The 23,647-nt window shown below is 61.6% G+C and carries 24 protein-coding genes; 6 read left to right on the forward strand and 18 right to left on the reverse strand.

From position 1 onward, the window contains the following. Nucleotides 1–259 precede the first annotated feature (259 nt). Nucleotides 260–1,045 carry a hypothetical protein gene (locus KW842_RS10215; protein WP_218303979.1) on the forward strand — a complete coding sequence of 262 codons (786 nt, stop codon included), beginning with the start codon at nucleotides 260–262 and terminating at the stop codon, nucleotides 1,043–1,045. Between the two features lie 46 nt (nucleotides 1,046–1,091). On the opposite strand, the gene KW842_RS10220 is transcribed toward KW842_RS10215, so the two are convergent. The 8 genes from KW842_RS10220 to rpsP all read right to left on the reverse strand — a co-directional run bounded on the left by KW842_RS10220 (nucleotide 1,092) and on the right by rpsP (nucleotide 8,277). Next, on the reverse strand, nucleotides 1,092–3,845 hold the full coding sequence (locus tag KW842_RS10220) for a pitrilysin family protein (protein WP_218303980.1): 2,754 nt from the start codon (nucleotides 3,843–3,845) through the stop codon (nucleotides 1,092–1,094). Nucleotides 3,846–3,918: 73 nt separating this feature from the next. Further along, a complete protein-coding gene (locus KW842_RS10225; protein WP_218303981.1) occupies nucleotides 3,919–4,248 on the reverse strand; it encodes a DUF3579 domain-containing protein in 330 nt (109 codons plus the stop codon). A gap of 189 nt (nucleotides 4,249–4,437) precedes the next feature. Next, the gene (locus KW842_RS10230) at nucleotides 4,438–5,403 is read right to left on the reverse strand and encodes a CobD/CbiB family protein (RefSeq protein ID WP_218303982.1); all 966 of its coding nucleotides are present in this window, start codon (nucleotides 5,401–5,403) and stop codon (nucleotides 4,438–4,440) included. Between the two features lie 52 nt (nucleotides 5,404–5,455). Continuing rightward, on the reverse strand, nucleotides 5,456–6,124 hold the full coding sequence (locus KW842_RS10235; RefSeq protein ID WP_218303983.1) for a CoA pyrophosphatase: 669 nt from the start codon (nucleotides 6,122–6,124) through the stop codon (nucleotides 5,456–5,458). Between the two features lie 83 nt (nucleotides 6,125–6,207). Further along, nucleotides 6,208–6,591 (reverse strand): 50S ribosomal protein L19, encoded by a 384-nt coding sequence (gene rplS, locus KW842_RS10240; RefSeq protein ID WP_090189821.1) that lies wholly within the window; start codon nucleotides 6,589–6,591, stop codon nucleotides 6,208–6,210. Between the two features lie 84 nt (nucleotides 6,592–6,675). Beyond that, on the reverse strand, nucleotides 6,676–7,422 hold the full coding sequence (trmD, locus tag KW842_RS10245) for a tRNA (guanosine(37)-N1)-methyltransferase TrmD (protein WP_218303984.1): 747 nt from the start codon (nucleotides 7,420–7,422) through the stop codon (nucleotides 6,676–6,678). Between the two features lie 24 nt (nucleotides 7,423–7,446). Further along, nucleotides 7,447–8,010 carry a ribosome maturation factor RimM gene (gene rimM, locus KW842_RS10250; RefSeq protein WP_229223610.1) on the reverse strand — a complete coding sequence of 188 codons (564 nt, stop codon included), beginning with the start codon at nucleotides 8,008–8,010 and terminating at the stop codon, nucleotides 7,447–7,449. 18 nt (nucleotides 8,011–8,028) lie between these two features. Beyond that, nucleotides 8,029–8,277 carry a 30S ribosomal protein S16 gene (gene rpsP / locus KW842_RS10255; protein ID WP_072787273.1) on the reverse strand — a complete coding sequence of 83 codons (249 nt, stop codon included), beginning with the start codon at nucleotides 8,275–8,277 and terminating at the stop codon, nucleotides 8,029–8,031. A 222-nt stretch (nucleotides 8,278–8,499) separates the two neighbouring features. Here rpsP and KW842_RS10260 point away from each other — a divergent pair, with 222 nt between their 5' ends. The 3 genes from KW842_RS10260 to KW842_RS10270 are packed head-to-tail and all read left to right on the forward strand — an operon-like array spanning nucleotide 8,500 to nucleotide 10,508. Next, entirely contained in the window at nucleotides 8,500–8,928 is a 429-nt protein-coding gene (locus KW842_RS10260; protein WP_218303985.1) for an NINE protein, read from the forward strand. 13 nt (nucleotides 8,929–8,941) lie between these two features. Then, a complete protein-coding gene (locus KW842_RS10265; RefSeq protein WP_218303986.1) occupies nucleotides 8,942–9,532 on the forward strand; it encodes a glycine zipper 2TM domain-containing protein in 591 nt (196 codons plus the stop codon). A gap of 7 nt (nucleotides 9,533–9,539) precedes the next feature. Beyond that, the gene (locus KW842_RS10270) at nucleotides 9,540–10,508 is read left to right on the forward strand and encodes a proline dehydrogenase family protein (protein WP_218303987.1); all 969 of its coding nucleotides are present in this window, start codon (nucleotides 9,540–9,542) and stop codon (nucleotides 10,506–10,508) included. On the opposite strand, the gene KW842_RS10275 is transcribed toward KW842_RS10270, so the two are convergent. The 8 genes from KW842_RS10275 to ugpQ all read right to left on the reverse strand — a co-directional run bounded on the left by KW842_RS10275 (nucleotide 10,489) and on the right by ugpQ (nucleotide 21,159). After that, the gene (locus KW842_RS10275; RefSeq protein ID WP_218303988.1) at nucleotides 10,489–11,235 is read right to left on the reverse strand and encodes a metallophosphoesterase; all 747 of its coding nucleotides are present in this window, start codon (nucleotides 11,233–11,235) and stop codon (nucleotides 10,489–10,491) included. The genes KW842_RS10270 and KW842_RS10275 overlap by 20 nt on opposite strands. Nucleotides 11,236–11,309: 74 nt before the next feature. Beyond that, nucleotides 11,310–13,100, reverse strand: a complete 1,791-nt coding sequence (locus KW842_RS10280) for an acyl-CoA dehydrogenase (protein WP_218303989.1) — start codon at nucleotides 13,098–13,100, stop codon at nucleotides 11,310–11,312. Nucleotides 13,101–13,174: 74 nt separating this feature from the next. Then, complete coding sequence (locus KW842_RS10285) at nucleotides 13,175–14,107, reverse strand: electron transfer flavoprotein subunit alpha/FixB family protein (RefSeq protein ID WP_218303990.1); 933 nt, start codon at nucleotides 14,105–14,107, stop codon at nucleotides 13,175–13,177. A gap of 12 nt (nucleotides 14,108–14,119) precedes the next feature. Next, entirely contained in the window at nucleotides 14,120–14,869 is a 750-nt protein-coding gene (locus KW842_RS10290) for an electron transfer flavoprotein subunit beta/FixA family protein (RefSeq protein WP_218303991.1), read from the reverse strand. Between the two features lie 174 nt (nucleotides 14,870–15,043). After that, on the reverse strand, nucleotides 15,044–15,301 hold the full coding sequence (locus KW842_RS10295) for a sulfurtransferase TusA family protein (RefSeq protein WP_218304281.1): 258 nt from the start codon (nucleotides 15,299–15,301) through the stop codon (nucleotides 15,044–15,046). Nucleotides 15,302–15,513: 212 nt separating this feature from the next. Then, the gene (gene alaS, locus KW842_RS10300; protein ID WP_218303992.1) at nucleotides 15,514–18,126 is read right to left on the reverse strand and encodes an alanine--tRNA ligase; all 2,613 of its coding nucleotides are present in this window, start codon (nucleotides 18,124–18,126) and stop codon (nucleotides 15,514–15,516) included. 138 nt (nucleotides 18,127–18,264) lie between these two features. After that, a complete protein-coding gene (locus KW842_RS10305; RefSeq protein WP_218303993.1) occupies nucleotides 18,265–20,241 on the reverse strand; it encodes a TonB-dependent siderophore receptor in 1,977 nt (658 codons plus the stop codon). A gap of 165 nt (nucleotides 20,242–20,406) precedes the next feature. Then, nucleotides 20,407–21,159: a glycerophosphodiester phosphodiesterase gene (gene ugpQ, locus KW842_RS10310; RefSeq protein ID WP_218303994.1), complete on the reverse strand. Its 753-nt coding sequence runs from the start codon at nucleotides 21,157–21,159 to the stop codon at nucleotides 20,407–20,409. Between the two features lie 128 nt (nucleotides 21,160–21,287). On the opposite strand from ugpQ, the gene KW842_RS10315 reads away from it, so the two are divergent. Together KW842_RS10315 and KW842_RS10320 are read left to right on the forward strand one after the other, a co-directional pair. After that, a complete protein-coding gene (locus KW842_RS10315; protein ID WP_218303995.1) occupies nucleotides 21,288–22,517 on the forward strand; it encodes a CaiB/BaiF CoA-transferase family protein in 1,230 nt (409 codons plus the stop codon). Next, the gene (locus tag KW842_RS10320) at nucleotides 22,518–22,958 is read left to right on the forward strand and encodes a GNAT family N-acetyltransferase (protein WP_218303996.1); all 441 of its coding nucleotides are present in this window, start codon (nucleotides 22,518–22,520) and stop codon (nucleotides 22,956–22,958) included. 37 nt (nucleotides 22,959–22,995) lie between these two features. On the opposite strand, the gene KW842_RS27600 is transcribed toward KW842_RS10320, so the two are convergent. Both KW842_RS27600 and KW842_RS10325 read right to left on the reverse strand, forming a co-directional pair. Continuing rightward, nucleotides 22,996–23,124 (reverse strand): hypothetical protein, encoded by a 129-nt coding sequence (locus tag KW842_RS27600; protein WP_255583890.1) that lies wholly within the window; start codon nucleotides 23,122–23,124, stop codon nucleotides 22,996–22,998. A gap of 162 nt (nucleotides 23,125–23,286) precedes the next feature. Continuing rightward, complete coding sequence (locus KW842_RS10325) at nucleotides 23,287–23,616, reverse strand: hypothetical protein (protein ID WP_218303997.1); 330 nt, start codon at nucleotides 23,614–23,616, stop codon at nucleotides 23,287–23,289. Nucleotides 23,617–23,647: the final 31 nt, after the last annotated feature.

A 23,647-nucleotide genomic window follows, 5' to 3' on the forward strand; every position in this document is an offset into this window, starting at 1 on the left:
CTCCCGCCCAGCGCCGTGATGACGTTCTCATAGTTGCGTAGCGACGCCAGCTCGGTCAGCTTGGCGTCGGAATTATGTCAGGCGGCCTGCGCCAGGCACGACATGGTGAGCACTACCAGCGTTTTATAGGGCATGAACTCGATTCCTGCAAAAAGTGAAAAATAGTGCAAAAATAGCAAAACTACCGAAGTATAACTCAGCCGTTTCTGGCGGGCTGAGTTCGATACAAATGGGAAATCTTATTGGAAGGAGCTGGAACATGCGTTTCAACATAATGGGAAGCATGCTGGCGGGCGCCGTTGCGATGGTATTGACGGGCTGCGGCGAATCGACCGCCGGTGGGGCGGACCAGGTTTCAGCGGGCAAGATCGCGCCCGACAAGGCCGGGCAAAGTTACGAACTGGTGATCGCCACCAAGCCGCTATCGGTGGAAAAGGAAACCGCCATCGCGCGCGCGGGCTACGAGATGTGCGCTGTGGCGGCCAAGGCCATGGGCGTGGCGGTCAAGCCGCTGGTCGCGCTCCCCAAGGATTATGTCATGAGCCGCAGGACCTATCGCAGCGACGGGGTCAACTTCTTTGAGCAGGAAGAAGGCTACACCCTCGACAGCCACCATGCCACCCCGCAAAACGGCTGCGACACCAAGATCACCTACACCAGCAACACCGACGTCGGCAGCCCGGCACGCAGCCGCCACATCGACATCACCGCCGAGGGCGAACGGGTAGTGCAGGACAATGAGCCGCGTCCGGCGGCTGGTCCGGATCTGGGCGCGGCCGAGGTCTACACTGTGGCCAAGCAGATCGGCGGACGCGCCTACAAGTGCATGCCGCCTGGCAGCCCTGGTTTCCTGCCCAGCATGAAAGAGATGTGTATTCTCGACACCAAGGGCGCTACCCTGTCCAATATCGACGGCCGGGCCATCGTTGCCTACGCACGGCAAAAAAGCCCGCTAGCCGACACCGAACTGGTGACCGAAGTGGAGCGCGCCAGCGTTGGCGAGAAGCTGGCGGCCAACGCCTTCGCCGAACCGGTAGCGCGCTGATGGACGCCGCGCCAGGGGCCCGGCGTTAGCCGGGCACTCTGCTACATCAAGGCTTGGCCGCAGGTGCCGGGGTGTTGGCTTTGGCCTGGTCACCGGCGATCGCCACCGACAGTTTGGCCGGATCGATCGCCTTGCGGAAGGCGGCGTTGACTTGCGCCAGCGTGGCGGCCTTCAGCTTGGCTTCGTATTCCTTGCTCCAGCTGTAGGTACGGTTCTTGTACAGATTGCGCGCCCAGCCGGCCGCCAGCACATTGTCCTTCGAGCGGCTTTGCACGCGCTGTTGCAGCAGGCCGGATTTGGCGCCGTCCAGCTCCGCTTGCGTGAAGCCATCCTTCAGCGCGCGCTCCAGTTCCTCGCGGATCGCCGCCTCCAGTTTCTTCAGATTCTGCGGCGCGGCGATGGCGCTCATGCTGAACTGCCCTGCCCGGTCGTCACTGCCTGCATCCAGGCCGCTGCCGCCGCCATACGACAGGCCGTCCTTCTGACGGATGCGGTCCATCATGCGCGACTTCATCGCGCCGCCGCCGAACATATAGTTGGCCAGGTCCAGCAGCGGATAGTCCGCGTCGTTCTCGTTCAGATCCAGGTCCAGGCGCGCGGTGTAGAAACCGTTCTCCTTGTCCGGCGCATTCAGCACCACATGCAGCGGCGCCTTGTCCTGATTGGTGTTCAGGATGCGCGCGTAGCTGGCCTTGCTGTTCCAGCCGGTGAAGCTTTCTTCGATGGTCTTGCTGATCGCCGCCTTGTCGAAATCGCCGACGATGCCCAGCTCACCGTTGCTGGCGCCGTAAAAGTCGCGGTGGAAGGCAATCACCTCTTCCAGCTTCAGCGCCTTGACCGCCGCCAGGCGCTCTTCCAGGCTGATCGCGTTGCGCACATCGCCTTTCGGGTAATGATTGAAATGCTGCTCGATCGCTTCGCTGGCGATCACCTGTGGTTCGCTGCGCGAGTATTCCAGGCCGACGATCCATTGCTGGCGCAGCTGCTCGAATTCCGCTTGCGGGAAGGTGGCATCTTTCAGCACATGTGCGACCAGGCGCAGCGCCGCATCCAGGTTAGGACCGGTGGTGTCGAAGCTATATGGGCTGCCGCTGATCTTCAGCTTGGAGAAGGCATCCGCCAACTGTTCGCGCGTGTACTTGCTGGTGCCGCGCGTCAGCATCTCGTTAGCGAAGGCCGACACCACCGCCGTGTTCATCAGGTTCTTCTCATCTCCCCAGTGCAGCGACAAATTGACCGATACTGCCTCGCCACGGTTCTTCTTCGGCAGCAGCGCCACTTTCAGGCCGCCGATGGTTTTGATTTCGGTGCGGGCGTTGATATTGTCCTGGCTAGGATCGAACACCTCCGACGTCAGCACGCTGTCCTTGCCCTTGAAGTCCTTCATCACCTCGGCCACGCTCGGTGCGGCGGGAATCTCGGCGCGCTGTGGATTGTCTTCGGGGACGAATTCACCGACCACGCGGTTGTCGCGCTTCAGGTAGCGCGCAGCGGCGTCGGCTACCTGTTTCGAGGTGATGTTCGGCAGCTGGTCACGGCCCTTGAACAGCAGGCGCCAGTCGCCCAGCGAGATTTCTTCGGACAGCGCCACGCCCACGCGCTGCGGATCGTTGAGCGACTTCTCGATGCTGTTGGCGAAGTTGCGGCGGGTACGCTCCATTTCCTCTTCGGTTGGCGGGGTCTTGGCGAAGCTCTCCACCGCCTCGGTCAGCGCCTCGCGCACCGGCGCCAAAGGCTGGCCAGCCTTGACCACCGCGCCGATGATTTGCAGGCCCGGCGCATAGCCGGTCATACCGAAGCTGAACACCTGCGCCGCCTTGCCGCTTTCCACCAGCTGCTTGTGCAGGCGGCCGGTCGGCGCGTCACCGAGGATCTCGGACATGAAGCTCAGCGCATCGCTATCCTCTTGCAGCGCGCCCGGAATCTTGTAGCCCAGTGCGACGATCTGCACATCGCCCTTGCGCCGCACGGTGAAGCTGCGCTCGCCGTCCTGGGTCGGCTCGACCGTCCAGAACGGCGGCAAGGCGCGCTTAGGTTTGGGAATCACGCCAAACGATTTGCCGATCCACGACAGCGTCTGCTGCGGATCGAATTTGCCGGCCACCAGCAGCACTGCGTTGTCGGGCTGGTAGTAAGTCCTGTAGAAGGCTTGCAGGTTCTCGATCTTGACGTTCTCGATGTCGCTGCGGTTGCCGATGGTCGAACGGCCGTAGGAGTGCCAGTCGTAGGCCACGCTCTGCATGCGCTTCAGCAGCACGCCGAACGGGCTGTTCTCGCCGCTTTCGTATTCGTTGCGCACCACCGTCATTTCCGAGTCCAGGTCCTTGCGCGCGATGAAGGACTTGGTCATGCGGTCCGCCTCCATGTCCAGCGCCCATTTCAGGTTCTCTGGGCTGGCCTGGAACACTTCGTAGTAATTGGTGCGGTCGTTGGAGGTGGTGCCGTTGAACTCCATGCCGCGACTGGAGAATTCCTGCGGGATGCTCTTGTTTTTCGGCGAGCCTTTGAACATCAGGTGTTCCAGCAAGTGCGCCATGCCAGTCTCGCCATAGTTCTCGTGGCGCGAACCAACCAGGTAGGTGACGTTGACGGTGACGGTGGGCTTGGAGGCGTCCGGGAACAGCAGCACTTTCAGGCCATTCGGCAGGCGGTATTCGGTAATGCCTTCGACCGATGGTCCCTTGACCACGCCGGCTGGCAGTGCTGGCGCGGCGGCCCAGGCGCTGCCGGTGGCGACGAAGGACAAACCACACAGCATGACGCTGGCAGCGGCGACTTGTTTCAGACGGCTGTTGTTCATAGTCTCTCGAAAAAAAGATAGAACACGCAGCATACGCCCACCGCGCCGCAGTGGGTAGGCACTTAAGTAAAAATTAATTCTTTTCGGGAACCAGGCAGGCGTCGACCACTTGCAGGTCGTTATCCTTGGCGAAGGACAGCACGAAGTGATAGGCCATCGGCTCCAGCTGGCGCAGCTTGCCGTTGACCACCACCGACTTCACGCCATTGACCACGGTCGGCGTCACGTAGGGAGAGAATTGCAGGTGCGAATCGCGCACGCTGCCGGAGCCTTCCGGCTTGAAGCAGGCCATCACCCCGCACAGGCGCTCAGCCCAGTCGCTAGGACGGAACTGTCTGCCATTGCTGGTTTGGCCAAGGATGAAGAACGAATCTTGCTGTTCTGCCGGTTTTTGAACTGACATAGGCGCGGCTGCTTCTGCGTTGGTACTTGTTGGTAACAAGAATGCGTGGAGGAACGGATCCTACGTATTATATCTTATAGAAGACCTAAATTATTAAGTCCTTGATATAACAGCCCTTTTTCTTGCCACTTCCTACTTTGGTGCAGAAAAGTCCATATCCTGCACCAGAGCAATACCGCTATTGTACTCTTAAGGCGATGCCCCGAGCCACCATGCACTGGATATCAGCAGCAGCAACAGCATCCACAACAACAGTGCGCGCCAGACCAGGCCGACGGTGCTTTGCAGCGCGCGGATATTTGGCTCTTCGCCGGGCATTACATCATCTTCCAGCTCGATATCCACGGTGTTGGCGTCCACCACTTGCGCCTTGACGGCGGTTTCCGCCGGCGAACCGAGGCGCACGCCCATGGCGCCGCCGCCGGCCGACAGGATGATACCCAGCGCTTCATTGGTCCAGCGGTGGGCGAAGTTGCGCCAGGCGTAGATCGCGTCCTCGAAGTTGCCGACCACGGCAAACGCCACGGCGGTCAAACGCACCGGTATCCAGTCGATCCAGTAGAACGCGCGCGAGGCAAACTGGCCGAAAGCCTCGTTGCGCATGTGCTCCGGTTCATTCCAGGCGCGCGCCAGGTGCTCGGACACGCGGTACATCACCGCGCCGGCCGGGCCGAGCGGCATCAGGAACCAGAAGAACACGCCGAACACATTGCGGTGCGTGGTCACCAGCGACTTCTCGACCGCGATGCGGGCAATTTCGGAGACTTCCATGCCGACCGTGTCAAGTTTGGTCCATTCGGCCAGCAGCGCGCGCGCGCCGGCCTCGTCGCCGGCGTTCAGCGCCAGCTGGATCGAGGTGAAGTAATGGCTGTAGTGACGGAAGCCCAGCGTCAGGTAAATGATCAGCACATTCCAGGCGAAGGCCGCCAGCGTCCAGTTGTTATATTTGAAGAACCAGTAGATCAGGCCGGTGGGCACCACCAGGATGACCATCATCAGGAACCAGCCGAGGCGGCCGTGGGTCGAGTGGCCGGCGTTGAACCAGGTCTCCATCCGCAACGCCAGACTCTTGATCTCGGCATAAATCGGATTGTCTGCGCGCAGCGGTTTCATCTGCTCGATCAGCAGCGCGCATAGAATGGAAAGAAAAGTCATTAAACGTCCTTTGCGTTGGCATAGCCTTAATGGCAGTACGATAGCCTAGTTCTTAGTCCGCACGCAAGAAATGGAACAGATTGCGCAGCATGCCGGCGGTCGCACCCCAGATGTAATAACCCTCGTACGGCATCGCATAAAAGCTGCGGCGGCCGCCCGGCAGGTCCACTGACAGGCGCTGGTGGTTGGCGCCGTCCATCAGGAAACTCAGCGGCACTTCAAAGATGGCAGCCACTTCGGACGGGTCGGCGGTCACCGCAAACGGCGGCTGCACCAGCCCGACCACGGGCGTGACGCAATAACCGGTGCCGGTCAGATAGTCCGGCAGGCTGCCGAGAATTTCGACGTGGCGGCGCTCCAGGCCAATCTCCTCTTCCGACTCGCGCAGCGCGGTATCGACGGCGTCCTTGTCCCAGCTTTCGGCGCGGCCGCCGGGAAAGCTGATCTGGCCCGGATGGTCGGTCAGGTCGGCGTTACGCTGGGTCAGCAAGATGGTCAGGCCATGCTCGCGCAGCACCAGCGGGATCAGCACCGAGGCCGGCGTCGGCGCACGGCCGGCGCGGCCCGGCAAGGCGCGCTCACCGCCCTCCGGCAGCCAGTCCGGCGGCGCGGCAAAGCGGCTGCGCAGCCAGGCGGCAGCCAGGCGCTCAGGCGCAACGGCGGCTTCGCCGGCTATCGCCTCTATCGGCAGCTGCTGGGGATCGAAAGGTGGCTGGGCCATGAGCTATTCCTTGATAAGCAAAAGGGCGCCAGCGGCGCCCTTTTAAAGGCGCCTGCGGGCGCCCTATCCAAACACAACCGTAATTAAACGGCTGCTTTCGCCGCTGGGCGACGGTTTGGCAGTTTTTCCTTGATACGTGCCGATTTACCGGAACGATCACGCAGGTAGTACAGCTTGGCGCGACGTACGTCACCGCGGCGTTTCACTTCGATCGAAGCGATCAGCGGGGAGTACAGCTGGAAGGTACGCTCAACGCCTTCGCCGGACGAGATCTTGCGAACGATGAAGTTCGAGTTCAGGCCACGGTTACGACGGGAGATAACAACGCCTTCGTAAGCCTGGGCGCGCTTGCGGGTGCCTTCGACTACGTTCACGTTGACTACCACGGTATCGCCAGGTGCAAAATCAGGAATGTTTTTACCCAGGCGAGCGATTTCTTCTTGCTCGAGTTGTTGAATCACGTTCATTTTGAGACTCCATAAACCATCTTGCTGGCGCGCTATGAGTAAAAACTCGATGCCCAGTAGAGGATGGGGTTATAACAGACAGGCTTAAAGGCCTGCCAAAAATCGCTCATCGTGCTTGGTGAGCAGCCCTGCCTCACGCGCCTTGATAAGCAAATCCGGTCGCTTGCGCGCGGTCGCCTCCAGCATGCGCTGGCGGCGCCATTTTTCAATCTCGGCGTGGTTGCCGCCCATCAGTACCGGCGGCACGCCCACACCTTCATACGTTTCAGGCCGCGTGTAATGCGGCGAATCCAGCAGGCCGTTGAAGAAGCTGTCTTCGATGGCCGAGGCGCCGGTGTTCAGCACGCCGGGGATCAGGCGGATCACCGCATCCATCAAGGCCATCGCCGGCAGCTCGCCGCCGGACAGCACGAAATCGCCAAGGCTGATTTCCTCATCGACCATACGGTCGAGCAAGCGCTGGTCCACTGCTTCGTAGCGGCCGCACAGGATCACCACACCAGGCTCCTGCTTCAGCTGCATCACACGCTCATGCGTCAACTGCTTGCCCTGGGGCGACATGAACAGCACGCGGGGCGTCGGCAAACCGGCGTCGGTCTGGCGTTGCTTCGCCGCGTTGAGCGTCGCTTCCAAAGGCTTGGCCAGCATCACCATGCCGGGGCCGCCGCCATACGGGCGGTCATCCACGGTACGGTGATTGTCGGTGGTGAAATCACGCGGATTCCACAGCGACAGGCCACATTTATTCTGTTCAAACGCGCGCCGGGTGACACCCGACTGCGTGATTGCGGCAAACATTTCAGGGAACAGGGTTACGACATCAAATTGCATGGCGAACCGCCCTCAATGTTACGCTTAGTAATCAAGGCCCCAGTCGACGATGATCTTCTTGGCGTCCTTGTCCACCTTGATGATGAACGCGTCCACAAATGGGATCAGGCGCTCCTGCGCCTCAACTTCTTCTGGTTTGGCATCTGCGGCTGCGACCGGGTTGACGCGCAAGATCGACTGCGGACCATTGCTCATCATGTCAGTCACCGTACCGAGCTGCTCACCTTGCTGATTCTCTACTGCCAGACCGATCAGATCGGTCCAGTAAAACTCATCGTCGGACAAGACCGGGAAGTGGCTTTGCGGAATGAACACTGCGGCGCCTTTCAGCGACTCAGCGACGTTCCGGTCAGTCACACCCACCAAACGTGCTACCACATCGCCGCCATGCAGTTTGACCTGCTGGACGTCCACATCGTGCAACGCTGGCTTCTCCAACCACCAGGTTTTGACCTTGAGGAGTGCATCCGCATCTTCCGAGAAAGGACGTATCCTCACCCAGCCTGCAACGCCGTAGGCACCGAAGACAAAGCCTACCTGTGCCAGATCGTCAGGGACTTTCACCCCGGATGCATTCTTATCGGTCAAACCGGTAACCAGACTTGCTTAGGCTGCTTTTTTGTTTTGAGCAACCAGGCGAGCAACGGTAGGCGACAGTTGTGCGCCAACAGCTTGCCAGTGAGCCAGACGGTCTTCGGTGATGCGCAGAGCAACTTCCTGGCCCGAAGCCATTGGGTTGTAGAAACCAATGCGCTCGATGAAACGGCCATCGCGACGATTGCGCGAATCAGTTGCAACGATGTTGAAGAAAGGGCGCTTCTTGGCACCACCACGAGCTAAACGAATAACGACCATAATATTTCCAAAAAATTTGTGCTAGGACGGAAAAAGCCGCAAATTATAGCGCGCTTTGCCACGGAGCAGCAAGCGTTAATGAAATAATTGGGCATGTTGGGGTAATCAAAGATTATCCCTTGTTCCGGCATCCGGGGCAATAGGCTTGCCCGCAAAAAAGGCGTGCCGGGGGCAGTATTATGCCTGATACTGCAGGTTTACCGACAATTTTGCTGAGCAACCATGACTGTTTTGCATCCCGTTCGCCACAAAAACAAGACCATCGCCGCCCTGCTCGCCTTTCTGCTGGGCGGAATCGGGCTACATCGGCTGTATCTGCGCGGCTGGCGCGATCCCTGGCTGTGGCTGCATCTGGCCTGTCTGCCGGCGGCCTGGCTGGTCGCCACGCTGGCGCCGCAGGCGGACGGCTTCTACAAGCTGCTGCCGGTGATGCTGTCCGGCCTGGCCGGCATGCTGCAGGCGCTAATCCTCGGCCTGACGGCGGATGAAAAATGGGACCCGCGCTACAACCCGGCCAGCGGCCGCCAATCCGACACGCGCTGGCCGGTGGCGGTGGTGCTGGTGGCCAGCATGATGATAGGCGCAGGCGGCCTGATCGCCACCATCTCGCGGCTATTTGACTTGCTGTACACTGGTGGCGCCTACGGTTAATAAGGAGCACACCATGAACAGCCGTTCCCTTCTGGCCGCGCTGATGCTGGCCAGCCTGGCTTGCGCAGTCCAGGCGCAGACACCCAAAGAACACTACAACACGGAAACCAAGCGCCTCGCCACCCGCTACGCCGAAGACAAGAAACTGTGCAGCGAAGAAAGCGATTCCGGCCGCCGCATGCAATGCCTGCGCGACGCCAAATCCGAATATGACAAATCCGTGGCCTACGCCAAGGCCCAGCTTAAGGCCAGCACAGCCAAGCCGGGGGTCTGCCAGGACTGCGGCAAGGTAACGCAAGTGGTGCTCGGCGAAAAAGCCGGCGACAGCAGCGCGCTGGGCGTGATCGCCGGCGGCGTCGCGGGCGCCCTGCTCGGCAACCAGGTCGGCAGCGGTCACGGCCGCCAACTGGCGACAGTGGCGGGCGCCGCAGGCGGCGCCTATGCCGGCAAGAAGATCGAAGAGAAGGCCAAGTCGAGCAAACAGTGGACCGTGCATGTGCAATACGACGATGGCCGCCAGGCCGCCTTTACTTTCGACCACGACCCGCAAATGCTGACCGGCGACCGCGTGCAAAACGCCAATGGCAGCATCGCCCGCCGCTAAGGAATCCATGACCAGCTTCCCCACTGAATGGCAGTCCCTGGTCGACCAGGCTGCAAGCACCCTGCGCGCCCTGGCGCTGGACGAAAACGCCAAGGAAAAGTTCTGCAACGACCCGCTGCTGCGGCCGTATATGCACAAAGTATCGCAGCGCTATGTTGCCGGGCAAACGGTCGATGAAGCGCTGACGCGGGTCGAGGCTATCATCGCGCGCGGCCATGCCGCATCGGCCGAGTACATGGGCGAAAGCGTGCGCGACGAAGCCTTTGCCATGGCAGAGACGGAGGTGTTCATGGATCTGGTGCGCGGCATCGGCGAGCGCAACCTGAATTGCTCGATCTCGTTCGACCTGTCGCACATCGGTTCGCTGATGGATGCGGAACTGGGTTACCGCAACGCCCGCCGCATCGCGCTGGCCGCCGCAGAGATCAACCGCGAAGTGATGATCTCAATGGAAGGCATAGACCGTGCCGACGACATCTACGCCATCTACACGCGGCTGCACAAGGAAGACGATTTGCGCAACGTCGGCATCACCGTGCCGGCCAAGCGGCTGCGCACCGCGCAGGACCTGCCGGCGCTGATGAAACTGCCAGGCCGCATCCGGCTGGTCAAAGGCGCATTCCTGGAGCCGGACGGCGTGGCCTACAGTCGCAACAGCCCGGAGCTGGCCGAGGCCTACCGCCGCTACGCGCGAGAACTGCTGCTAAGCGGCCACAAATGTTCGATCGCCACGCACGACCGCAGCATCCAGACCGATCTCGGCGCGCTGATCCTTGAGGAACGCATCGACCCGCGCTGGTTTGAATTCGAATCGCTGATCGGCCTGGGCGGCGAACAGATCGACGGGCTGCAACAACGCGGCTTCCCCACCCGCGAATACGCGGTGTTCGGCCAGGAGCATTTCCTCTACGTGCTGAACCGCATCGCCGAAGAACCGGTGCGCGTCTACCAGGCAATTATTGATGTGATGGCTTAGCGTAGCCGGTGGCAATCGCGTGCGCCCAATCAGGCCGGCCGTTGCGCTCGGCCAGCGCGGCCATCGGCTGCCAGTCATAAGGCACGGCAATCAGCGCGGCGCCCCAGCCTGCCGGGCCACGCTCGACGAGCGCGTAGCGCGCATCCGGCGAGCCGTTCTGCATGACATGATAGTGAAGATGATCGTCGTCATACGCCTGCAAACCGACGCTGCCGGGATTGACGATCAGACAGCCGGAAGATGAGCGTACGGCACGCTGCACATGACTGTGACCGCAAGCGATCAGCGCGGCTTGCACACCGGTCATGCGCTCATCGACCTCGGCCAGCGTTGCCAGCCGCGCCCCGCCCGGCTCGACGGTCTCCAGAAAATATTCGTGATCGCTGCGTGGTGTGCCGTGGCACAGCAGCACGTCAGGATTGAGGCGCAGATCCGGCGGCAACGACGCCAGCCAGGCCAGCTCCGCCGCGCCCAACTGCGCATGCGCATAAACATCCGACGGCGTACGCTGATGCGGATGCAGAATCTGCCGCTCATGATTACCGGCCAACTGCACCCAATCCCGCTGCGCCATCAAGAAGCGCGCCGTCTCCAGCGGCAACAGCGGCCCGGACAAGCTATCGCCCAGATTGGCGACCACATCCACACCACGCTGAGCAAAATCCGCCACCACCGCCTCCAGCGCCGGTAAATTTCCATGAATATCAGAAACAAGCGCTATACGCATAAAAACTCCGGGGTCAGTTCCGCCAATCGTACACGAGCTCATGTACATTTGGCAGAACTGACCCCGGATTGGGTTTAGAACTGTTCGATATCGAGGGCGAGGACGCCGGCGCTGCCGTCGGTGATCGAGGTGCGGATGCCGGGGGCTTGCGTCAGGAAGTGGTCGGCGAAGAAGCGGGCCGTAGCGATCTTGGCTTTGTAGAAGCTGGCGTCGCCGTCACCGGCATTCAGTTTCTGCTGCGAGATCACGGCGGCACGCGCCATCTGCCAGCCGCCCAGTACGATGCCGGCCAGTTTCAGGTACGGCACGCTGCCCGCGAACACGCCTTTGATGTCGGACTTGAGGTTGCCCACCACGTAGTCCACCACCGCTTCCAGTTCCGCCCCACCCTGCGCCAGGTGTTTGCGGATGGCGGCGAAGTCGGCGCCATCCAGCTTGGCCAACTCGGCTTCGGTGGCGCGTACCTGGGCGATCAGGTCCTTGGCAACCTTACCGCCGTCACGCACGGTCTTGCGGCCGATCAGGTCGTTCGCCTGGATCGCGGTCGTGCCTTCGTAGATGGTCAGGATCTTGGCGTCGCGGTAGTGCTGCGCGGCGCCGGTTTCTTCGATGAAGCCCATGCCGCCGTGGATTTGCACGCCATCACGCGCCACGTCCTGCGACAGTTCGGTCGACCAGCCTTTGATGATCGGCACCAGATATTCATACACCGCCTGATTCTGCACGCGCTGATCGGCGTCGGCGCCATGATGCGCCTGGTCGTACAGCGAGGCGCCCACGTAGGCCAGCGCGCGCGCCGCCTCGGTCTGCGAGCGCATATTCATCAGCAGGCGGCGCACGTCCGGATGGTGGATGATCGCCACACCAGCCGGCGAGCCGGTCAGGTCGCGCGATTGCACGCGGTCTTTGGCATACGCCAGCGCGTGCTGGTAGGCGTGCTCGGACAGGCCGATGCCTTGCAGGCCAACGCCAAAGCGCGCCGCGTTCATCATGATGAACATGTATTCCAGGCCGCGATTCTCTTCGCCGACCAGCGTGCCGATGGCGCCGCCGTTATCGCCGAATTGCAGCACGGCGGTCGGGCTGGCCTTGATGCCCAGCTTGTGTTCGATCGACACGCAATGCGCATCGTTGCGCGCGCCCAGCGAGCCGTCAGCATTGACCAGGAACTTCGGCACGATGAACAGCGAGATGCCCTTCACGCCCGGCGGCGCATCCGGCGTGCGCGCCAGCACCAGGTGGACGATGTTGTCGGTCATGTCGTGATCGCCATACGTGATGAAGATCTTGGTGCCGAAGATTTTGTACGTGCCATCGCCCTGCGGCTCGGCGCGGGTGCGCACGGCGGCCAGATCGGAGCCGGCTTGCGGCTCGGTCAGGTTCATGGTGCCAGTCCATTTGCCGGTGACCAGGTTTTCCAGATAGGTGGCTTTCAGCTTGTCGTCGCCTGCGGTCAGCAGCGCTTCGATAGCGCCATCCGACAGCAGCGGGCACAGCGCGAACGAGATATTTGCACCATGCAGCATTTCCACGCACGGCGTGCCGACCAGTTTCGGCAAGCCCTGGCCGCCGAAGTCGGTCGGGTGCTGCAGGCCTTGCCAGCCCGCGTCAGCGAACTGGCGGAAGGCTTCCTTGAAGCCTTTCGAGGTGATCACGCCGTCCTTGGTCCAGTAGCTCGGTTCCTGGTCAGCCGCGTGGTTCAGCGGGGCGATTTCTGCGGCGACAAATTTCGCGCTTTCTTCCAGCACCGCTTCGGCGGTTTCGGGCGTGGCGTCTTCACAGCCCGGCAGTTCGCTGACTGCTTTCAGGTTGGCCAGTTCGTTCATCACGAACAGCATGTCTTTGATTGGTGGTTGGTATGCCATCTCGTCTCTCCAAGAAAAAGGCCACGGCAATCCGGCGTCCGGATCAGCGTGGCCTCAGATTGCTTTACGCGTTGTTAGCCCAGTTCAGCTACCAGTTGTGGCACGACTTCAAACAGGTCGCCAACGATGCCGTAGTCGGCAACGGAGAAGATCGGCGCTTCCGGATCTTTGTTGATGGCGACGATAGTTTTCGAATCCTTCATGCCGGCCAAGTGCTGGATCGCGCCGGAGATACCGACCGCGATGTACAGATTCGGCGCCACGATCTTGCCGGTCTGGCCAACCTGCCAGTCGTTCGGCACGAAGCCAGCGTCCACCGCAGCGCGCGATGCGCCCATGGCCGCGCCCAGCTTGTCCGCCAGCGGTTCCAGGATCTTGAAGGCTTCGCCCGAACCCATGCCGCGGCCACCGGACACGATCACCTTGGCGGCGGTCAGCTCCGGACGGTCCGACTTGGCGACTTCACGGCTGACGAACGAGGATTTGCCCGAATCGGCAACGGCTGCAACGGTTTCCACCGCGCCCGAACCACCCGTCGCGGCGGCAGCGTCAAAACCGGTCGAACGCACGGTGATGACTTTGACCTTGTCGCTCGACTGCACGGTGGCAATCGCGTTGCCAGCGTAGATAGGACGCTCGAAGGTGTCTGGCGAGTCGACTTTGGTGATTTCCGAAATCTGCGCAACGTCCAGCTTGGCGGCGACGCGCGGCAGGATGTTTTTGCCGTAGGCGGTGGCTGGCGCCAGAATGTGGCTGTAGGCGCCGGCGATGGCCAGGGCTTGCTCGGCCACGTTCTCGGCCAGGCCGTCGGCGAAATGCGCGGCGTCGGCGTGGATGACTTTCGACACGCCGGCGATAGCGGCTGCTGCAGCGGCGGCTGCGCCGGCGTTGGAACCAGCGACCAGGACGTGCACGTCGCCGCCGGCTTGCACCGCTGCGGTAACGGTGTGCAGGGTGCTGGCCTTCAGGCTGGCGTTGTCGTGTTCTGCGATAACTAATGCGACCATGTTGAGGTTCCTTTAGATGACTTTAGCTTCGGTGCGCAGCTTGGCAACCAGGGTGGCGGCGTCCGGCACGATGATGCCGGCGGAGCGCTTGGCTGGCTCGGCGACTTTCAGGGTTTTCAGGCGCGGCGCCACGTCAACGCCCAGCTCTTCCGGCTTGGTCACGTCCAGCGTTTTCTTCTTCGCCTTCATGATGTTCGGCAGCGTCACGTAGCGTGGCTCGTTCAGGCGCAGGTCGGTGGTGACGATGGCCGGCAGGGTCAGCGCCAGGGTTTCCAGGCCGCCGTCCACTTCGCGGGTCACGGTGGCTTTGCCGTCTTCCAGCACGATTTTCGACGCGAAGGTCGCTTGCGGCCAGCCCAGCAGCGCAGCCAGCATCTGGCCGGTCTGGTTGGAGTCGTCGTCGATCGCCTGCTTGCCCAGGATGATCAGTTGTGGCTGTTCCTTGTCGGCCAGCGCTTTCAGCAGCTTGGCGACTGCCAGCGGCTCCAGTTCGGCAGTGGTTTCCACCAGGATGCCGCGGTCGGCGCCGATCGCCATCGCGGTGCGCAGGGTTTCCTGGCACTGGGTCACGCCGGCGGACACGGCAATCACTTCGGTCACTTTGCCAGCTTCTTTCAGACGGGTGGCTTCTTCCACCGCGATCTCGTCGAACGGATTCATCGACATTTTGACGTTGGCGATATCGACGCCGGTGTTATCGGACTTCACACGCACCTTGACGTTGTAGTCCACCACGCGTTTGACAGGTACCAAGACTTTCATAGCTGTGCCTTTGGGAAAAATGAGAGATACGGAACAAATAATGTGGGCTAGATTATATGAGAAATCCGACCCGCACAAGAAATCAAAGCACGATCGTGCTATTTTTTGCTAGTGGAAATCGTCTAAAAAATAAATCCTATAGACGAATTTCTTGGAGGAAAAATACAGCGGCGATTATTTGCGCTGCATCAAAAAGACAAACTCACTGCCGGTCTGGACGTGCGACAACAGGGCGTTGCCGGTTTGTTTGCAGAAAGCCTGGAAGTCACGCACCGAACCTGGGTCGGTTGCCATGATGCGCAGCACTTCGCCGCTTTGCAATTCGGAAAGCGCCTTTTTGGCTTTCAGAATAGGCAATGGGCAGTTCAAGCCACGCGCATCCAATTCCTTATGGAATTCGATAATGTCGTTCTCTAATATCGTTTCGGTCATCAAGTAACCCGCTCGTTTGTGGGGAGGTGTCGTCATACTACTCCTTTTTGAAGGGGATGACGCGCTGCACCAAAATAGTTCGTTGTACGTTGCAAGTTCACAACGCAAGCTGGAAAGTATACAACAGGACTCCCCGAACGACAACGGCCTGCGTGCGATCAAAAATCACACGCAGGCCGCATATACAGAGCTTTACAGCGGTTTTGCTTGCTTTAAATGCGCGAGTTTATCCACTCGGAAACACCCGCCAGCGCGCCCGGCAGACCAGCCGGATCGGTGCCGCCGGCTTGCGCCATATCAGGGCGTCCGCCGCCTTTGCCGCCCACTTGTTGTGCAACGAAGTTGACCAGCTCGCCTGCCTTGACCTTGCTGGTGCTGTCGGCAGTGACGCCGGCGATCAGGCTGACCTTGCCGTCGTTAACCGAGGCCAGCACGATGGCGGCGGTCTTCAGCTTGTCCTTCAGCTTGTCCATGGTTTCGCGCAGCGCGGTCACATCGGCGCCTTCCAGCGTGGCCGCCAGCACCTTGATGCCCTTGATATCGACCGCTTGCGAGGCCAGCTCGTCGCCCTGCCCTGCCGCCAGCTTGGACTTCAGCGCAGCCAGTTCCTTCTCCAGCGATTTCACCTGATCCTGCACCGCGCCGATCTTGACGGTCAGCTCGTCCGGATTGGATTTCAGCGCGGCAGCCGCTTCGTTCAGCTTGCGGGCCAGGCCTTGCACCAGCGCCAGCGCGCCTTCGCCGGTAACGGCTTCCACGCGGCGGATGCCGGCTGCAACGCCGCCTTCCGAAATGATCTTGAACAAGCCGATGTCGCCGGTGCGCTGTACATGCACGCCGCCGCACAGCTCTTTCGAGGTGCCGATGTCCAGCACGCGCACTTCGTCGCCGTACTTCTCGCCGAACAGCGCCATCGCGCCATGCTTGACCGCGTCGTCAAACGACATGTGCTGCGCCTTGGTGGCGTGGTTTTCCAGGATCTCTTTATTGACCTTGGTTTCCACTTCGGCGATCTGCTCGGCGGTCAGCGGTGCATTGTGGCTGAAGTCGAAACGGGTTTTGTCCGGATCAACCAGCGAGCCTTTCTGCTGCACGTGCGAACCCAGCACTTCGCGCAGGGCTTTGTGCATCAAGTGGGTGGCCGAGTGGTTGCGGATGGTGCGCGCGCGCTTGGCCTGGTCGACGTCGGCGCTGACCGCATCGCCCACTTTCAGCGAACCGGACGCCAGCACGCCGTGGTGACCGAAGACGTCGGCCTGGATCTTCAGCGTGTCGCTGACCTCGAAGCGTGCGCCGGCGCTGCCGATCACGCCCTGGTCGCCGACCTGGCCGCCCGACTCAGCGTAGAACGGGGTGGTGTCCAGCACCACGATACCCGATTGGCCAGCCGCCAGTTCCTGCACCGGCGAACCGGCCGAGTACAGCGCGATCACCTTGGCGGTCGCGTGGCTCAGGCTGTCGTAGCCGACGAATTTGTTTTTCTCGCCGGTGTATTCCACCTTGGCGTCCTTCACCGATTTACCGCCCTTGCGCGACAGCTCCTGGCTTTCCTTCAGCGCCGCGTCATAGCCTTCCTGGTCGAACTTGATGTCGCGTTCGCGGCAGATGTCAGCGGTCAGGTCTGGCGGGAAGCCATAGGTTTCGTACAGCGTGAAGGCGGTCGCGCCGTCGATGCCGGTGGCGTCCTTGGCCAGCTGCGCTTCCAGCACTTTCATGCCGGTTTCCAGCGTTTCGCCGAAGCGCTCTTCTTCCGCCTTCAGCATCTTGGCGACGTTGTCCTTGGCTTCTTCCAGCTCTGGATAGGCGGCGCCCATCTCGATCGCCAGGTCGGCCACCAGTTTGTAGAAGAATGGCTTGGTCTGGCCCAGCTTGTGGCCATGACGCAGCGCGCGGCGGATGATACGGCGCAGCACGTAGGCGCGGCCTTCGCTGCCAGGAATCACACCGTCAACAATCATGAACGCGGCCGAGCGGATGTGGTCGGCGATCACGCGCAGCGATTTGTTTTCCAGGTCGGTGGCGCCGGTTTCGCGTGCGGCGGCCTTGATCAGGTTCTGGAACAGGTCGATCTCGTAGTTCGAGTGCACGTGTTGCAGCACAGCGGCCAGGCGTTCCATGCCCATGCCGGTGTCGACCGACTGCTTCGGCAGCTTGTGCAGCACGCCGGCTTCGTCGCGGTTGAACTGCATGAACACCAGGTTCCAGATTTCGATGAAGCGGTCGCCGTCTTCTTCAGGCGAGCCCGGAGGACCGCCCCAGATGTCGGCGCCGTGGTCGTAGAAGATCTCAGTGCATGGGCCGCATGGGCCGGTGTCGGCCATCTGCCAGAAATTGTCCGACGCGTAGCGCGCGCCCTTGTTGTCGCCGATGCGGATGATGCGCTCTTTCGGCACGCCGACTTCGTTGGCCCAGATGTCGTAGGCTTCGTCGTCTTCCTGGTAGACGGTGACGGTCAGCTTTTCAGCTGGCAGCTGGTACACCTTGGTCAGCAGCTCCCAGGCGAAGTTGATGGCGTCGCGCTTGAAGTAGTCGCCGAAGCTGAAGTTGCCCAGCATCTCGAAGAAAGTGTGGTGACGCGCGGTGTAGCCGACGTTTTCCAGGTCATTGTGCTTGCCGCCGGCGCGCACGCAGCGCTGCACCGAGGTGGCGCGGGTGTACGGACGGCTGTCAGTGCCGGTGAACACATCCTTGAACTGCACCATGCCGCTATTGGTCAGCAGCAGGGTCGGGTCATTGCCAGGCACCAGGGAGCTGGAACGAACAATCGTATGACCCTTGGACTCAAAGAATTTGAGGAACTTTTCGCGAATTTCAGATGATTTCATGTCGTGAGCTAGTGGTAACTGGCAAAATGCAAAAGATGGATTATATATGAGCAGCGCAGGGCCAGGCCCTCCGCTGCTCCCTATCTGCTCATCTAGTTGGTTTTATGCCAATACCGGGCTGCCAGGCGGCAGCCTTGCTCAGAACTTGTAGCGGCCGGTGAGCTGGAACTCGCGCGGATTGATCGGCGTGACCGTGTAGCCATCCGAGGTGAAGCCGCGCTTGTTGCCACTGTTGACCAGGGTGGCGTCGATGCTCCACTTCTTGGTCTTGTAGGTCACCGTCAGGTCGACGCTGGACATGGCCGGCAGTGACACGCCGTTATCCGGCAAGGTGGCGGTGCGGCGCGACTCGAACACATGGCCTGCGCCCAGGCTCAAGGCCGGCGTCAGGTCATAGCCGAGATAGATGCTGCTAAACCACTTGGGCACACCAGCCAGCAAGGCGCCCACCGGCAACACCGTGTCCTGGCTGACCGAGGCGCTGGTGTAGGCGGCCGACACGTCCAGCTTCAGTTCCGGCGTAAAGCTGTAGCTCAGGTCTTGCTCGACGCCACGGCTACGGCGGCGGCCGGAGTCGATCTGGAAGTTGGGGCTGGCCAAGTCCTGTGTCAGCACATTCTTGCGCGTGATCGAGAACACCGAGGTGGTCATCTTCAGCGATTCATCCGGCGCCGTGTATTGCAGGCTGGCTTCGGCCTGGGTGCCCGCTTCCGGCCGGAACTGCTTGCCGCTGGCGCTCTTGGCGCCGATCTGCGGCCGCGACGAGTTGGTCCAGCTGAGCGCCGCGATCCAGCGCGGGTTCAACTGGTAGGTCAGGCCCACGCGCGGCGAGAACAGCGAGTCGGTATCGGTCGAGCGCGACTCGCCGGCCTCCTGCAAGTAATCGCGGAAACGCTCGGCGCGCATGCCCAGCAGCAAACGCAGCGCCGGGGTGATCTGGAAACGGTTCTGCGCATACAGCACCGCGTTGTCGGTACCGTAGTCCTGGTCGGCGTAGGTGTCCAGCTTGCCCGCCATCGCCGCGCCATATTGCGGGCGGTAGATATTGATGGCGCTGCCCGCGCCCACTTCCAGCTTGTAGCGGTAATCGAAGCGGCCCAGCTCCAGGCCCAGCACATATTCCCATGGCATCTGCGCCAGCGTGCTGCGGCCGATCAGTTCGGTCTGCGACACCAGGATGCTCTGGTGCGCATGATCGCGCTGCGACACCCGCTTGACCATGCCGGCCGCATCCACCAGATCGGCCAGCGCATAGTTGTAGGTGTCGTAGCTCAGGCCGGCGTCGCGGTAGCTTTCCACCTGGTACAGCAAGGCTTGACGGATATGGTCGCCATTGGCCAGCTTGTAGTCCAGTTCCATGCGGCTGGTGTTGTCGACGATGCGCATGCGGTTGCCCGGCTCGCCGAGGAAGCGCTTGGCCGGCAGCGACAGCAAGGCCTGGTTGGCCAGCAGCTGCGGATTCCAGGTAGTATCCAGGTAGCCGCCGCTGTAGGACAGTGTCAGTTTCAGCGCCGGCGTCACGCGCCATTCGATCACAGGCGCGATAAAGGCCGAATCGCGGCTATTGCGGTCGGCATACGTCGCACCGGTGTAGGCCTGGGCGTTGACGCGGTAAGACACATCGCCCACCACATCGGCCACGTCCACCCTCACCCGGCTCATGCCGGGGCTGCTGGTGAACAGGCTGATATTGCGGTAGTCGCTCAGCCCCGGCATCTTGGCGATGCTGTTCAGGTCGCCGCCGGGCTTGCCGTTGCCGTACAAGGCCGACGCCGGGCCTTTCAGCACCTCGATGGTTTCCATTGCGCAGAAGCACTCGGTGCCCAGGTAGCCGTAGTCGCGGTGGCCGTTGCGCAGCGCGCTGTCGTTCTTGAAGCCGCGCAGGAAATCGCGGTTGTATTCGGAGCCGCCAAAGGTGGCCGGCGCCACGGCGCCGCTGGCGTCCAGCTCGGTGCGCTCCACCACCAGCGCGGTGACGGGCCGCTCCAGCGCGGCCGGGGTGCCGGTTTCGACCGACGAGGAGGCGGCGGTTTGCGCACGCGCACCAAAGGCCGCGCACAAGGACAGCATCAGCGCCGAATAGCGCCATGCGGGATTCAGGGGAGTCTTGGACATGATTATTTTTCTTTGATATGAAATGGCCGACAGCTGGGGCGTCGCCAAGGAAAGGTTGATGCGGAAGCAACAACCTGAGGCATCATATCCAAGAAAACAGCGCCAAAACCGGCTTGTCACACGTTTGTGCTACAAGCGCTGACGCAAAAAAACCACGCTGGTGATTCAGGCGAAGGCGGGGCCGATCAAGTCGATGCGGTCGGTGCAAAAGCCGTCCACGCCCCAAGCCAGGATCTCTCTCGCGCGCTCCGGCGTGTTGACCGTATAGCAGAACAGGCCGTAGCCAGCCGCCTTGATCTGCGCCGCCAGTTCCGCGTTCAGGTGCTTGTGGTTGGTGTGGATGGCGACCACCGCCAGCTGCCTGGCCTGCTCCTGCCAGTCGGCCGGGATGGTGTCCAGCAGGTAGCCGCGCGGCAGCTCGGGGGCGGTGTCGCGGGCGGCGGCCAGCGCTGCGTAACTGAACGAGGACAGCAGCGGATAGCTGGCCGGGTCGCCGCTGGCCAGCTCGGCGGCGTAGTTGTCGCGTGTGATCCTGGCCACCCAGGCGCCGGTGGCGGCTTCAACCCCGTCGGCCGGCTTGATTTCCACATTCATCCAGATGCGCTGCGCCTTGCAGTAATCGATGAACTGGGTATAGAACGGCACCGGCTCGTCGCGGAAGGCCGGGCCGAACCAGCTGCCGGCGTCCATATTCGACAAGTCAATCGCATCGGTCTGCGCCACGCTGCCCTGCCCGTCCACCGTCCGGCCAAATTCCGGATCGTGCACCACCATGCCGATGCCGTCGCGCGACAGCATCACATCAAACTCGACCGCGTGAAAACCGTAGGCCAGCCCGGCGCGCAAGCCGGCCAAGGTGTTTTCCGGCGCCAGCGTGCCGCCGCCGCGGTGTGCAACAATTTTTGGATAGGGCCACATGGCTGCGCCTTGGTTGATATGGATGACAACGTTATCACGAATGCCGCCGGCGTCAAATAGGTGGCAAGCGGCAGGCCGAACCACTACACTAGCGGCCTGATTGTTATTGCTCAAAAGGTAAAATCGTCATGACAGCTCAAACAGCGCTAGGCCATATTCGCGTGCTCGACCTGAGCCGCGTGCTGGCCGGACCATGGTGTTCGCAGAACCTGGCCGATCTCGGCGCGGACGTGATCAAGATCGAACGTCCCGGCAGCGGCGACGATACCCGCGCCTGGGGGCCGCCATACGCGCGCGACGCCGACGGCAACGACACCAGCGAAGCGGCCTACTACCTGTCCGCCAATCGCGGCAAGCGTTCGGTGACGGTGGACATCGCCAGCAGCGAAGGCCAGCAATTGCTGCGCGAGCTGGTGCGCCACGCCGATGTGGTGCTGGAAAATTACAAGGTCGGCCAACTGAAGCGCTACGGCCTGGATTACGCTGCGCTGAAGGCCGTCAAGCCCGACCTGGTGTATTGCTCGGTCACCGGCTTCGGCCAGGATGGTCCGTACGCGCACCGCGCCGGCTATGATTTCCTGATTCAGGGTATGGGTGGGCTGATGTCGGTCACCGGCGAGCGTGATGACCTGCCGGGCGGCGGTCCGCAAAAAGCCGGCGTCGCGTTGACCGACCTGATGACCGGCATGTACGCCACCATCGCCATCCTGGCCGCGCTGACGCACCGCGACCGCACCGGTGAAGGCCAGTACATCGACATGGCGCTGCTGGATGTGCAGGTGGCGATGCTGGCCAATGCTGGCAGCAATTACCTCAACAGCGGCAAGCCGCCCAAGCGATGGGGCAATGCGCACCCCAACATCGTGCCCTACCAGACCTTCCAGTGCGCGGACGGCTACATCATCGTAGCGACCGGCAACGATGGCCAGTACCAGAAATTTGTCGAAGCCGGCGGGCGTCCCGAACTGGCCTTCCACGAACGCTACGCCACCAACCCGCTGCGCGTGCAGCATCGCGACGAACTGGTGCCGCTGCTGGCCGAGATGGTGCTGCAACAGCCGCGCGACTTCTGGATCGACACGCTGGAAGCGGTCGGCGTGCCGTGCGGGCCGATCAACAACATGGACGATGTCTACCGCAATCCGCAAGTAGCGGCGCGCGGTCTGGTCATGGACGTGCCACACCCAACCGCCGGCACGACCAAGCTGGTGCGCAGCCCGATGCGCATGTCCGCCACGCCCACCGGCAACGCCGTCGCACCGCCGCTGCTGGGCCAGCACACCGACTCGGTGCTGCGCGAGCTGCTCTGCCGCAGCGAAGAAGACATCGCCGCCCTGCGCGCCAAAGGAGTGCTGTAATTGATTACCCTGGTAGAAATCACCGCCCACAACTTTGAAGACTACATGGAGATGGAGTTGCCTGAGCACCAGCGCGGCTACCTTGCCAGCAACGCGTTTTCGATCGCGCAGGCCAGGTATTACGATGACTACATCCCGCGCGGCATCTGCTATGAAGGCAAGCCAGCCGGCTTCCTGCTGTACGACAAGCAGTCGAACAACAACGCCGGCGAATACGGCATCTACCGCTTCATGGTGGACTATGCTCAGCAAGGCAAAGGCATAGGCCGCCGCGCGATGGAACTGCTGCTGGACGAATTGAAAGCCAAGCCCGGCGTCAAGCTGATCACCATCTGCTACAAGCCGGACAACGCCAACGCTCAGTCCTTCTACCGCAGCTTCGGCTTTGAAGAAACCGGCCTCGACGAAATCGGCGAAATGATCGCCGTGATCCGCCCGTAGAAGTCAACGCCGCCGCTCTCGCTCCAGTTCGCGATCATCACGCCGCCAGCTCGGCCCGGATGGCGCGGCGTGCACCGCGTATCGCGCCGGTCAGCGGCGCAAAGTAGCGCCGCAAACTATCCCGGAACATGCGTTTGACGAAGCCCACTTGCTCATCCGTTTTCATTTGCTGCCCTCCGCAGTATTTTCCGCGCCGAGTAATACAGCACCATGGCCAATAGCGCTGCGTCCATCAACAGCATAATAAATCCAAAATGCATGATCAGCTCCCAGTGAATGTGCCTGTCATCCATGATGTATCAGGCCCCATGGCGGCAGCCTGCTCCGGTTAGACACTCAGGTCGCGTTTGAGTTCCTGGATCTGGCTGTGCATATCCGCGACCGCGCCTTTGATCTGGCCGGACAAGGTGGGGATGTAGTTGCAGATGCGCCTGGCGCGCTCGGCCAGGATGTCCAGGTCGCGCACCAGCTTGCGGATGCGCGCGTCGTCGCCCGACTGCAATATCTCGCGCGCGTCGTCGGCGTGGCGGTCCATCAGTTCGAGGCAATCGCGCAGCTCGCGCGGCAAGCCAGGCTCCGCCGACGCGGCCTGCGCTGCCTGGCGTACCGCACGCTCGACAAAATAAAACCGGTGCTGAATATCGTTGGGATGCAGCATGATGATCTCCTCCATGAGCAGGCACCAGTGT

The sequence above is a fragment of the Duganella sp. sic0402 genome, assembly GCF_019219065.1.
Lineage (GTDB): Bacteria > Pseudomonadota > Gammaproteobacteria > Burkholderiales > Burkholderiaceae_D > Rugamonas.

Coding starts and splice junctions, on each gene's coding strand:
- KW842_RS10235 (WP_218303983.1), bottom strand. CDS start 6,124: ATGGCCCAGCCACCTTTCGATCCCCAGCAGCTGCCGATAGAGGCGATA.
- KW842_RS10325 (WP_218303997.1), bottom strand. CDS start 23,616: ATGCTGCATCCCAACGATATTCAGCACCGGTTTTATTTTGTCGAGCGT.
- KW842_RS10295 (WP_218304281.1), bottom strand. CDS start 15,301: ATGACCGAAACGATATTAGAGAACGACATTATCGAATTCCATAAGGAA.
- KW842_RS10275 (WP_218303988.1), bottom strand. CDS start 11,235: ATGCGTATAGCGCTTGTTTCTGATATTCATGGAAATTTACCGGCGCTG.
- KW842_RS10270 (WP_218303987.1), top strand. CDS start 9,540: ATGACCAGCTTCCCCACTGAATGGCAGTCCCTGGTCGACCAGGCTGCA.
- KW842_RS10220 (WP_218303980.1), bottom strand. CDS start 3,845: ATGAACAACAGCCGTCTGAAACAAGTCGCCGCTGCCAGCGTCATGCTG.
- KW842_RS10315 (WP_218303995.1), top strand. CDS start 21,288: ATGACAGCTCAAACAGCGCTAGGCCATATTCGCGTGCTCGACCTGAGC.
- KW842_RS10260 (WP_218303985.1), top strand. CDS start 8,500: ATGACTGTTTTGCATCCCGTTCGCCACAAAAACAAGACCATCGCCGCC.
- KW842_RS10280 (WP_218303989.1), bottom strand. CDS start 13,100: ATGGCATACCAACCACCAATCAAAGACATGCTGTTCGTGATGAACGAA.
- alaS (WP_218303992.1), bottom strand. CDS start 18,126: ATGAAATCATCTGAAATTCGCGAAAAGTTCCTCAAATTCTTTGAGTCC.
- ugpQ (WP_218303994.1), bottom strand. CDS start 21,159: ATGTGGCCCTATCCAAAAATTGTTGCACACCGCGGCGGCGGCACGCTG.
- KW842_RS10225 (WP_218303981.1), bottom strand. CDS start 4,248: ATGTCAGTTCAAAAACCGGCAGAACAGCAAGATTCGTTCTTCATCCTT.
- trmD (WP_218303984.1), bottom strand. CDS start 7,422: ATGCAATTTGATGTCGTAACCCTGTTCCCTGAAATGTTTGCCGCAATC.
- KW842_RS10265 (WP_218303986.1), top strand. CDS start 8,942: ATGAACAGCCGTTCCCTTCTGGCCGCGCTGATGCTGGCCAGCCTGGCT.
- rpsP (WP_072787273.1), bottom strand. CDS start 8,277: ATGGTCGTTATTCGTTTAGCTCGTGGTGGTGCCAAGAAGCGCCCTTTC.
- KW842_RS10285 (WP_218303990.1), bottom strand. CDS start 14,107: ATGGTCGCATTAGTTATCGCAGAACACGACAACGCCAGCCTGAAGGCC.
- KW842_RS10305 (WP_218303993.1), bottom strand. CDS start 20,241: ATGTCCAAGACTCCCCTGAATCCCGCATGGCGCTATTCGGCGCTGATG.
- rplS (WP_090189821.1), bottom strand. CDS start 6,591: ATGAACGTGATTCAACAACTCGAGCAAGAAGAAATCGCTCGCCTGGGT.
- KW842_RS27600 (WP_255583890.1), bottom strand. CDS start 23,124: ATGAAAACGGATGAGCAAGTGGGCTTCGTCAAACGCATGTTCCGGGAT.
- KW842_RS10215 (WP_218303979.1), top strand. CDS start 260: ATGCGTTTCAACATAATGGGAAGCATGCTGGCGGGCGCCGTTGCGATG.
- KW842_RS10290 (WP_218303991.1), bottom strand. CDS start 14,869: ATGAAAGTCTTGGTACCTGTCAAACGCGTGGTGGACTACAACGTCAAG.
- KW842_RS10230 (WP_218303982.1), bottom strand. CDS start 5,403: ATGACTTTTCTTTCCATTCTATGCGCGCTGCTGATCGAGCAGATGAAA.